Origin of the sequence: Aquibium sp. A9E412 (genome assembly GCF_030398335.1) — a bacterium.
Classification (GTDB): Bacteria; Pseudomonadota; Alphaproteobacteria; order Rhizobiales; family Rhizobiaceae; genus A9E412.
The window spans coordinates 18,712-29,195 of record NZ_JAOAOP010000048.1 but is presented as its reverse complement, the minus strand read 5'-3'; the positions used below and the strand labels follow the sequence as shown (position 1 = coordinate 29,195).

Here is a 10,484-nt window from a genome sequence, read left to right as displayed (position 1 = left end):
CTCAAGCATGGCAGCGGTCTCCGAATCACCGCCACCAACCGAATCAGAACCCAAGCAAGTTCGAAACACCGTTAACCCGAGTTCACTGCCGTGCGTCATCGCGGCGACGCATTGCCTCGCGCCGGCGCGCGGCGTATGCTTTGTCCGGACAAAAACGGCGGGCGATGCGCCCGCGACCCGGCAAGGAGGCAGGCTTGGCCAAGACCGTCGAGATCGTCGAAGTGTCGCCGCGCGACGGCATCCAGAACGAGAAGACGCTGCTGCCGACGGAGATCAAGCTCGAGCTGATCGAGCGCGCGGTGGCGGCCGGCGTGCGCCGGCTCGAGGCGACCAGCTTCGTCAACCCCAAGCGCGTGCCGCAGATGGCCGACGCCGACGAGGTGGCCCGCCGGCTGCCGCGCGGCACCGGCGCGCGCTATGTCGGCCTGGTGCTCAATCCGCGCGGCTTCGAGCGGGCGCGCGCGGCCGGCATCGACGAGATCAACTTCGTCATCGTCGCGACCGAGACCTTCAACCGGCGCAACCAGGGCGTCGCCGTCGGCGAGACGCTGGCGGCCTGGCACGAGATCGCCGCTCTGACGCGCCAGGCGGGCATGCGTGCCGGCGTCACCATCGGCGCGAGCTTCGGCTGCCCGTTCGAGGGCGAGGTGCCGGTCGAGCGCGTCGTCACGCTGGCGCGCCAGCTCGCCGAGGCCGGGCCGCACGAGATCGCGCTCGCCGACACGATCGGCGCGGCCGCGCCGAGCGACATCCGCCGCAAGATCGAGGCGGTGCGCGACGCGTTGCCCGGCATGCCGCTGCGCTGCCACCTGCACAACACGCGCAACACCGGGCTCGCCAATGCGGTGGCCGCCATCGAGGCTGGCGCCGTCAGCCTCGATTCGTCGATCGGCGGTGTCGGCGGCTGCCCCTTCGCGCCGGCGGCGACCGGCAACATTCCCACCGAGGACCTGGTCTACATGCTCGACCGCATGGGCATCGAGACCGGGCTCGACCTCGACGGGCTGATCGAGACGGCCGCCTGGCTCGGCCGCCAGCTCGCCATCAGCCCGCCGGGCATGCTGCACAGGGCGGGGCGGTTTCCGCCGCCGGCCGCCGATGCGCAGGTCAGCGCGGCCGGCTGAGCCGCCGCGCCAGGAGCGAGGAGCATCGGGCTCCAGCGGGAGGAGGCTAGGATGACGGACGAGACGGACATCTATCGCAGGCAGGGGTTCGCCCAGACGGTCGGCATCGGCCGCCAGCCGGCGCTCATCATCGTCGATTTCGTGGTCGGCTTCACCGATCCGGCGCATTTCGGCGGCGGCAACATCGGCCCGGCGATCGACAAGACGGTGGCGCTGCTCGCCTTCGCGCGCGAGCATGGCTGGCCGGTGGCGCACACGCGCGTCGTCTATGCCGACGACGCGGCCGACGCCGGCGCCTTCGCCGCCAAGGTGCCGACGCTGCTCAAGCTCACCGAGGACAGCCCGCTGTCGCAGATCGTGCCGGAGCTGGCGCCGGCGGCCGGCGAGCTGATCGTGCGCAAGCGCCAGGCGTCGGGATTCTTCGCCAGCGAGCTGGCCGGCTGGCTCGCCTATCGCGGCGTCGACACCGCGCTGGTCGCCGGCTGCACCACCTCGGGCTGCGTGCGCGCCACCGTGGTCGATGCGGTGAGCCACAACTTCCGCACCGTGGTCGTGACCGACTGCGTCGGCGACCGGGCGCTCGGCCCGCACGAGGCCAACCTGTTCGACATGGGCCAGAAGTATGCCGACCTGATGACCAGCGAGGCCGTCATGGAGCATCAGCGCAAGGCGGCCGCGGCCTGAGCGGCGCGGGGGCGGCCGGCGACGGCTTGCATCGGCGCGCCGCCCGCCCTATCCCCTGCCGCGGAACAGGAGAGCGACGCCAGGTGCCAAGCACGGCCGAAAAACTGCAGGTCGACGACGACCAGCCCCGATACCGGCAGATCTACACGCTGCTGCGCGACCGCATCGGCAGCGGCCACTATCCGATCGGCAGCAACCTGCCGACGGAGGTCGAGCTGTGCGCGGAGTTCGGCGTGTCGCGCTACACGGTGCGCGAGGCGCTGCGCCGGCTCGTCGACCAGGGCATGCTGGCGCGCCGCCAGGGCTCGGGCAGCGCGGTGCTGGCGCACGAGCCGCAGCATAACTTCGTGCACCATGTGCGCTCGCTCGCCGACCTGTTCCAGTACGCTCTCGACACCCATCTGCAGATCCTGGCGGTCGAGCACGTGACGCTCGGCGCCGAGCTCGCCGAATCCGTCGGCGGCGCCGAGGGCTCCGGCTGGCTGCTGGTGCGCGCGCTGCGCCTGACGCGGCCGGGCGGCGAGCCGATCTGCGTCACGCACTCCTACATCCCCGAGCGCTTCGCCTGGATCGAGCCGGAGATTCCCGACTGCGTCGGGCCGTTCTACGCGCTGCTCGAGGCGCGCTCGGGCGAGGCCATCTCCGACGCGGTGCAGGAGATCAAGGCCGAGCCGATGCCGCCGGCGGTCGCCGCCGCGCTCGGCGCGGAACCGGGCGCCTTCGCGCTGCGCCTGCTCAGGCGCTACGCCTCGCGCAAGGGCACGCTGATCGCCTCGTTCAACTGGCACCCGGCCGACGTCTTCACCTACCGCATGCAGCTCCAGCGCAGCCCGGCGCACTGACGGCGCCGCGCGGCCGCCCGCGCCCGCCGCAGCGATGCGACCGGCGCCGGCGGGCAGGGCGGCATTTCACGTTGCGCCGCAGCATCATCGCGGTTATCTGGGGGCACTCATCAGGACCCGGTGGAACTCCGGGTGGCTCTTCCGGCCGCCGATCCGCCGGACAACCGCACATTGCCCGCCCTGCCGAACGGCCCTTTCCGCGAGGGCCGCGCTGCCGCCGTCCAACGTCCGGAACCGCATGCCTTCCTTCTCCGCCTACCGTGCGCAATGGTTTTCCAATGTGCGCGCCGACATCCTCGCCGGCCTCGTCGTCGCGCTGGCGCTGATCCCCGAAGCAATCGCCTTTTCCATCATCGCCGGCGTCGACCCCAAGGTCGGGCTCTACGCCTCGTTCTCCATCGCCGTGCTGATCGCCTTCGTCGGCGGCCGTCCGGGCATGATCTCGGCCGCCACGGCGGCGACCGCCGTCTTGATGGTGACGCTGGTGCGCGATCACGGGCTCGAATACCTGTTCGCCGCCACCGTGCTCGCCGGCCTGCTGCAGATCGGCGCCGGCCTGGCGAGGCTCGGCCGCGTGATGCGCTTCGTCTCGCGCTCGGTGATGACCGGCTTCGTCAACGCGCTGGCGATCCTGATCTTCCTGGCGCAGGTGCCCGAGCTCGTCGGCGTGCCGTGGCCGACCTACGCGATGGTCGCCGCCGGGCTGGCGATCATCTATCTCTTTCCCTACCTGACGCGCTCGGTGCCTTCGCCGCTGGTCTGCATCGTCGCGCTGACCGCCGTGGCGATCGGCTTCGGCCTCGACGTGCGCACGGTCGGCGACATGGGCGAGCTGCCCGCGACGCTGCCGGTGTTTCTCGTTCCCGACATTCCGCTGACGCTCGACACGCTGCTCGTCATCCTGCCCTATTCGGTCGCCGTGGCGGTCGTCGGCCTGCTCGAATCGCTGATGACGGCACAGATCGTCGACGACCTGACCGACACGCCCTCCGACCGCAACCAGGAGTGCATCGGCCAGGGCATCGCCAACACCGCGACCGGCTTCATCGGCGGCATGGCGGGCTGCGCCATGATCGGCCAGTCGATCATCAACGTGAAGTCGGGCGGCCGCGGCCGGCTGTCGGCCTTCGCGGCGGGCGTGCTCCTGCTGTTCATGATCCTCGTGCTGGGCGACCTCGTCAGCCGCATCCCGATGCCGGCGCTCGTCGCGGTGATGATCATGGTGTCGATCGGCACCTTCTCCTGGTCCTCGATCCGCAATCTGCGGGAGCACCCGCGCTCGTCCTCGCTGGTCATGCTGGCCACGGTGGCCGGCGTCATCGTCACCCACAACCTGGCGATCGGCGTGCTGATCGGCGTGTTGCTGTCGGGCATCTTCTTCGCCTGGAAGATCGCCCAGCTCTTCCGCGTCACCGCCACGCTCGGCGCCGACGGGCGCCACCGCACCTATCGCGTCGAGGGCCAGCTCTTCTTCGCCTCGGCCGAGGACTTCATGAACGCCTTCGACTTCAAGGAATCGCTCGAGAGGGTGACGATCGACGTGTCGAAGGCGCACATCTGGGATATCTCCAGCGTCGCCGCGCTCGACATGGCGGTCCTGAAGTTCCGCCGCGACGGCGCCGAGGTCGAGATCGTCGGCATGAACGCGGCGAGCGAGACGCTGGTCGACCGGCTGGCGGTGCACGACAAGCCGGGCGCGCTCGACAGGCTGATGGCGCACTGAGCGCCGCCCGCGCCGGCAACGGCGGCCCGCCGGGCCGCGAGACGGAGGACAGAATGACCGACAAGATCGTCGCGCTGGTGGACGGCTCGATCTATTCGCAGAGCGTGTGCCGCAATGCCGCCTGGATCGCCGCGCGCACCGGGGCGTCCGTCGCGCTGCTGCACGTGCTCGGCCGGCGCGAGACCGCCTCGTCCGACCTGTCGGGCACGATCGCGCTCGGCGCGCGCAGCGCGCTGCTCGAGGAGCTGGCGACGCTCGACGCGCAGCGCGCCAAGCTCGCCCAGAAGCGCGGCCGGGCGATCCTGGAGGACGCGCACGCCATCCTGGCGGAGGCCGGCGTCGATGCCGCGATGCGGCTGCGCAACGGCGACCTGCTGGAGACCGTCGCCGAGGCCGAGAAGGAGGCGAGCCTCCTCGTCATCGGCAAGCGCGGCGAGGCGGCCGATTTCGCGCGCCTGCATCTCGGCTCGAACCTGGAGCGCATCGTGCGCTCGGCCACGCGCCCGGTCTTCGTCGCCGCGCGCGGCTTCCGGCCCGTCGCGCGGGTGCTGATCGCCTTCGACGGCGGGCCGAGCGCCATGCGCGCGGTCGAGCACGTGGCGCGCGCGCCGCTGTTCGCCGGTCTCGACATGCGCATCCTGACGGTTGGTTCGGAGAGCGCCGAATTGCGGCGCGGCCTGGCCCGCGCCGAGGCGGCGCTGACGGCCGGCGGCCACGCGCCGCGCGCCGACCTCGTCGCCGGCCAGCCGGAGCGGGTGATCGCCGAGACGGTCGAGCGCGACGCCATCGACCTTCTGGTGATGGGCGCCTACGGCCATTCGCGCATCCGCGCGATGATCATCGGCTCGACCACCGGCGAGATGATCCGCGCCTGCAAGGTGCCGGTGATGCTGTTCCGCTGAGCGGGGTCGGGCCGTGATCCGAGCCGGTCCGCCGGTCACCGGATCGCAGACCGGCTCCGACTCATCGCCCCGACGCGTCGCGGCTCGGCGAACCGGTTTCGATGGCGCCTGGAAACGCCGGCAGCAGGACTGTCGCGGGAGACGGCAGGTTCGAACCCCTTCAAAACCCATTCGGGCCGAAGGTGTTACCCATGTCGCCGGTATGAAATGCAACCCATGTGTCCAGAATGGACCGGGTGGAAATGGTACGGTTGGGTGGATTCGAACCACCGACCTCAGGAGCCACAATCCTGCGCTCTAACCAACTGAGCTACAACCGCGCCCTGGCCGGACCGGCGCTGCGTCCTTACGGGCAATCGGCGGCTTTTTCAAGTGCGCCGAGGCCGCTTTGCCGGCGCTCGCGGGCCGGATGCGAAAAAGGCCGGGGGGAGGACCCGGCCTTTCTCTTGTGGCCGCGCCGAAGACGCGGCCGCCCGGCGGCGGGAGGGAGGAGGAAACCCGGCGCCGGATCCGTGCTGGCCGACAACGCGTCAGGCGACCTTGAGATCCTTCATCGCCTTGTCGAAGGCGTCCTTCATCGGCGCCGTCATGTCGCTCGCAGTCTTGCTGGAGAGCGCCTGGAAGTCCTTCGACTGCTCCATGGCCCGCTCCATCTGCTTGCGCACGAAGCCGGCCTGCAGCTCCATCATCTCGGAGACCGAGCCGGCCTTGATCATCGCTTCCATGTGCGAGAAGCCGGCGTCGGCGTTGGCGCGCATGGCGGCGAGCGACTTCAGGGCGAAGGCGTCGGAGGCCGACTTGGCGGTCTCGAAGGTGCTCTCGAGCGCCTTCTGCGTCTCCTCGGCGTTGACCTTCATCTTGGCATAGGCCTCCTTCGACTGCTCCATGCCCTTCTCGGCGAAGGCGCGCATCTGGTCGGTGGTCTTGCTGGCGTCGAAGGTCGGGAACTCGACGGTCTCTGCGGTCTTGGTGTTGGTCTTGCTCATGGCACGATCCTTTCCAGGTTGCCGTGGGCGCGGCACGCGGCCGGCCGCCGGCACGAATTTTCAGGCCCCTATATAGCATCGGGGTTTGTGCGTTGCAACATGTTTGCTGCATTGCAACAAAACGGGTGCCGCGGGGCGGTTAACCAAGGCGGCCAAAATCGGCCGCGTCGTGCTGCCGGCTTTGTGGACGCGGGCGGCGCGCGCTTTTATTAACGAAGGGTTAAGGTCGCCCCGGGCATGCGGCGGCGGGGCGCGAGACAGGACGGGCAGGTTCGATCCATGGCGTCGGCATCGCATTCCTTCATCGACATCGCCGTGCTCGACGACGTGCGCGGGCGCTTTGCCGCGGGCGAGGCGCTGCTCGTCCTGTCGCAGGATCTGGCGACCGTGCTGTGGGCCAACGGCGCGGGCGCGGCGCTGCTCGGCTTCGACGGCATCGAGGCGGCGATCGGCGCGCCGGCCTCGCTGCCGCCGGCCGCGCGGCGCCAGATCGCCGCGACGCCGGGCTTTCCGCGCATCGGCCGCGACCGCACCATCGCCGTGCGCCTGACCGGCCGGCTGGCGAGCCGGCTGGTGCGCTTTTCGGCGAGCGCGGTGGTGCTGCCGGACGGCGAGCCGGCGCTGCTTCTGGCGGTGCCGGTGCCGGACGCCGACACCCGCAGCGCCGACGAGGCGGCGCGCCGCGCGATCGCCGGCTTCGGCGAGGCCGAGCATTGCGCCGCCTTTCTCGATGCCGGCGGTGCGGTGCTTGCCGCCTCGCCCGGCTTCGCCGCGCTGGGGCTCGCCGCGGAGACGCTGGCCGGGCTGGTCGGCGAGGTGCGCGCGGAGGAGGACCGGCTGGTCAAGCGCCTGGTCGCCGCCCCGGCCGGCCGGCTTCCCGCAGGCATCGCCCGGCTGACCGACGCGCCGGCCACGCATCTGCTGCTCGTCGTCGACGAGCCGGTCGCCGCCGCGCCGGCCGCGCCGCGGCCGCAGGCGGCCAACGACAGCGGGCCGGTCGCGCCCGCGCCGGTGCCGCGCGCCGCCACGGATGCCGCAGCCGATGCGCCGCCAGCGCAGCCGCAGGCCGACACCACGGACACCGGGCCGGCCGGGCCGGCCGGGCCGCAGGACGAGGCCGGCCACGACGGCTGGTATTTCGCCGACCGCCATCCCGAAGCCGCGCCGCCGGTCGAGCGCGGTGCGCCGCCGACGCGGCAGGCGGCACCGGGCGAGGCCGAAGCGCCGGCCCGCGGTGCCGGCGGGCCGGTGCCGCCGCGCGGCGCGCCGATCGCCCAGGACAGCGCCGAGCTCGGCGCCGTGCCGGTGCGCTTCGTGTGGAAGACCGATGCGGAGGGCCGCTTCACCGCGCTCGCCGAGGAGTTCGTCCGCGCCGTCGGCCCGACGGCGGCCGACGTCATCGGCCGGCGCTTCGTCGACGTGGCGCGCGTCTTCAGCCTCGATCCCGACGGCGAGATCGCCGGCCTGCTGGAGCGGCGCGACACCTGGTCGGGCCGCACCGTCCTGTGGCCGGTCGCCGGCACCGACCTCAAGGTGCCGGTCGACCTCGCCGCGCTGCCGGTCTACTCGCGCGAGCGCGCGTTCCAGGGCTTCCGCGGCTTCGGCATCGCCCGCATGGGCGACGTGGTGGTCGATCCCGAGGCGCTCGGCATGGCGCTGGTGCCGGGCGAGCCGCCGGCCGGCGCGCCGGCGCAGCGGGCGGAGGACGGCGCATCCGCCGCGCCGCCGGACACCCCGCCAGGCGCCGTCGTGCCGGAACCCGAAGCGCCCGCCCAGCAGCCTGTTGCCAAGGGCGAGCCGGAGGCGCCGGCCGCCGGCAGCAAGGTGATCCGCCTGTCGGAGCGTCGGGTGCCGGCCCGAGAGGGCGGCCTGACGCCGCACGAGCAGACCGCTTTCCGCGAGATCGGCGACCGGTTGAGGACCGCCTACGGCGCCGAGGAGACGCCGGCCGGCGAGACGGGACCCGCCGCCGGAGAGGACACGCGGGCGGCATCGCCGGACGCGGCGCGTTTCGATGACGGCGAGCCGACGCCGCCTGCCGCCGCGGGCGAGGCGGACGCGGCCGACAGCGAACCGGCGGCGCCGGCGGCCGAGGCGGGCGCGCCCGCTGCCGACGCGGCACCTGACGGTGAAACCGGGGCTGCCGCGCCGGGCGAGATCGCCGAAGGCGAAACCGGCGCTGCCGCGCCCGACGAGGCCGTCGACGGTGAAGCCGAGGCTGCCGCGCCCGACGAAGCCGTCGACGGCGAGGCCGAAGCGGCCGGGCCCGACAAGGCCGAGGCGGCGCCTGCGCCGCCAGCGGCGGCAAGCGATGCCGGGATGCCGGCGCCGGCGGAGCAACCCGCCGCGGCGGCCGGGCCGACGCCGCACGAACCGGCCGAGCCGGCCGAGCCGGCCGCGGACGAAACCGCCGCGCGCCCACCCGAGGACGCGGAGGCCGGGCGCCCGCCTGCGGTCGACGAACCGGTGGCCGGGAGCGAGCCTGAGGCAGAGCCCGTGCCTGGGTCCGAGCCCGAGCCGGCCGCCGGTCGCCACGCGGCGCCGGCGTTCGCCGCGCCGGGCAGCGTGCTGCCGGCCGCCTTTGCCGGCGCGCCGCCGGCCGGGGCCGCTCCGGCCGCGCCGCCGACCGCGCTGCTCGATCCGCTGCCGCTTGCCGTCCTCGTCCAGTCGGCCGAGCGGCTGCACCACGCCAACCCCGCCTTTCTGGCGCTCAGCGGTCACGACAGCCTGGCCGCGCTCGAGGCCGCCGGCGGCCTGGAGGCGCTGTTCGCCGAGCCGCCCGCCGCCGACGGCACCGCCGCGCGCGCGCTGCGGCTCCGGCGGGCCGACGGCACGCAGGTCGCCGTCGAGGCGTCGCTGCACCCGGTGCGCTGGCAGGCGGGCCGGGCGCTCCTGATGGCGCTGCGGCCGGTCGAGGAGCGGCCGGAGCCGGCCGCCGCGGTGATCGCGCAGGCCAACGCGCTCGAGGCCGAGCTCACCGAGATGCGCACGATCATCGACACGGCGACCGACGGCGTGGTGCTGATCGACAACGACGGCACGATCCGCTCGATCAGCCGGCCGGCCGAGGCATTGTTCGGCTTCGACGCGGCCGACGTGACGGGCAAGCCGTTCGTGGCGCTGTTCGCCATGGAGAGCCGGCGCGCGGCGGAGGACTATCTCGCCGGCCTCGCCGACAACGGCGTGGCGAGCGTGCTCAACGACGGCCGCGAGGTGATCGGCCGCGAGGCGCAGGGCCGCTTCATCCCGCTGTTCATGACGATCGGCCGGCTGCCCAACCGCGGCGGCTACTGCGCGGTGCTGCGCGACATCACCCAGTGGAAGCGCGCCGAGGAGGACCTCACCCAGGCGCGCGCCCAGGCCGAGCGCGCCTCCTCGCAGAAGACCGAGTTCCTGGCCCGCGTCAGCCACGAGATCCGCACGCCGCTCAACGCCATCATCGGCTTTTCCGAGCTGATGAGCGACGAGAAGTTCGGGCCGATCGGCAACGACCGCTACCGCGACTACCTGCGCGACATCAACCGCTCGGGCAACCACGTGCTCGACCTGGTCAACGACCTGCTCGACATCTCCAAGATCGAGGCCGGCGAGCAGGAGATGCACTACGAGGCGGTGTCGCTCAACGACACGCTGGCCGAGGCGGTGGCGATGATGCAGCCGCAGGCCAACCGCGAGCGCGTCATCATCCGCTCGAGCCTCGCCTCGGGCCTGCCGGAGGTGGTCGCCGACCTGCGCAGCGTGCGCCAGATCGCCCTCAACCTGCTGTCCAACGCGATCCGCTACACCTCGGCCGGCGGCCAGGTGATCGTGTCCACCGCCTACGAGCCGTCCGGTGCGGTGGTCATGCGCTTCCGCGACACCGGCATCGGCATGTCGAGCGCGGAGATCGACGAGGCGCTGAAACCCTTCAAGCAGATCAACGCCTTGCGCCGCAAGCGCGGCGAGGGCACGGGGCTCGGCCTGCCGCTGACGCGGGCCATGGTCGAGGCCAACCGGGCGCGCTTCGCCATCTCCTCCGCACCCGGCGAGGGCACGCTGGTGGAGATCAGCTTCCCGCCGACGCGCGTGCTGGCGGAGTGAACGCCGGCACCCGCTTCGAGGCAACGGTCGGAAAAAGCTGACAAATTTAGTTTAGAATAATTCTAAACTACTGATTTTGCTTTGTTTTCTCTTGACGGGGCAAGGCCGATGCCGCAGAACGCACGCTGCGTCGCAAAGGCGCA

7 protein-coding genes, 1 tRNA gene and 1 other annotated feature are annotated in these 10,484 nt (G+C 72.3%); of the genes, 6 read left to right on the top strand and 2 right to left on the bottom strand.

Annotated features, from left to right (window positions below):
• The first annotated feature begins 194 nt into the window (after window positions 1–194).
• From N1F89_RS15325 to N1F89_RS15305, 5 genes are all read left to right on the top strand, one after another.
• A complete protein-coding gene (locus N1F89_RS15325; RefSeq protein WP_290085076.1) occupies window positions 195–1,124 on the top strand; it encodes a hydroxymethylglutaryl-CoA lyase in 930 nt (309 codons plus the stop codon).
• Between the two features lie 51 nt (window positions 1,125–1,175).
• A complete protein-coding gene (locus N1F89_RS15320; protein WP_290085075.1) occupies window positions 1,176–1,808 on the top strand; it encodes an isochorismatase family protein in 633 nt (210 codons plus the stop codon).
• A gap of 83 nt (window positions 1,809–1,891) precedes the next feature.
• The gene (locus N1F89_RS15315) at window positions 1,892–2,650 is read left to right on the top strand and encodes a GntR family transcriptional regulator (RefSeq protein WP_290085073.1); all 759 of its coding nucleotides are present in this window, start codon (window positions 1,892–1,894) and stop codon (window positions 2,648–2,650) included.
• 110 nt (window positions 2,651–2,760) lie between these two features.
• Window positions 2,761–2,816: a sequence feature (sul1 is cis-regulatory element that is thought to sense ions involved in sulfur or methionine metabolism; They are found in Alphaproteobacteria), on the top strand.
• A gap of 72 nt (window positions 2,817–2,888) precedes the next feature.
• On the top strand, window positions 2,889–4,373 hold the full coding sequence (locus N1F89_RS15310; RefSeq protein ID WP_290085072.1) for a SulP family inorganic anion transporter: 1,485 nt from the start codon (window positions 2,889–2,891) through the stop codon (window positions 4,371–4,373).
• Between the two features lie 53 nt (window positions 4,374–4,426).
• Window positions 4,427–5,275: a universal stress protein gene (locus N1F89_RS15305; RefSeq protein ID WP_290085070.1), complete on the top strand. Its 849-nt coding sequence runs from the start codon at window positions 4,427–4,429 to the stop codon at window positions 5,273–5,275.
• Window positions 5,276–5,518: 243 nt separating this feature from the next.
• On the opposite strand, the gene N1F89_RS15300 is transcribed toward N1F89_RS15305, so the two are convergent.
• Together N1F89_RS15300 and N1F89_RS15295 are read right to left on the bottom strand one after the other, a co-directional pair.
• Window positions 5,519–5,595 (bottom strand) — tRNA-His (locus tag N1F89_RS15300).
• Window positions 5,596–5,805: 210 nt separating this feature from the next.
• Window positions 5,806–6,261 (bottom strand): phasin, encoded by a 456-nt coding sequence (locus N1F89_RS15295; protein ID WP_290085069.1) that lies wholly within the window; start codon window positions 6,259–6,261, stop codon window positions 5,806–5,808.
• A 279-nt stretch (window positions 6,262–6,540) separates the two neighbouring features.
• Between N1F89_RS15295 and N1F89_RS15290 the strand changes: the two genes are divergently transcribed.
• Window positions 6,541–10,341 carry a PAS domain S-box protein gene (locus tag N1F89_RS15290; RefSeq protein WP_290085068.1) on the top strand — a complete coding sequence of 1,267 codons (3,801 nt, stop codon included), beginning with the start codon at window positions 6,541–6,543 and terminating at the stop codon, window positions 10,339–10,341.
• The last annotated feature ends 143 nt before the right edge of the window (window positions 10,342–10,484 follow it).

Bases quoted from the DNA above. Each gene is read 5' to 3' on its own strand.
- N1F89_RS15295 (WP_290085069.1), bottom strand. From the start codon at position 6,261: ATGAGCAAGACCAACACCAAGACCGCAGAGACCGTCGAGTTCCCGACC.
- N1F89_RS15305 (WP_290085070.1), top strand. From the start codon at position 4,427: ATGACCGACAAGATCGTCGCGCTGGTGGACGGCTCGATCTATTCGCAG.
- N1F89_RS15320 (WP_290085075.1), top strand. From the start codon at position 1,176: ATGACGGACGAGACGGACATCTATCGCAGGCAGGGGTTCGCCCAGACG.
- N1F89_RS15290 (WP_290085068.1), top strand. From the start codon at position 6,541: ATGGCGTCGGCATCGCATTCCTTCATCGACATCGCCGTGCTCGACGAC.
- N1F89_RS15310 (WP_290085072.1), top strand. From the start codon at position 2,889: ATGCCTTCCTTCTCCGCCTACCGTGCGCAATGGTTTTCCAATGTGCGC.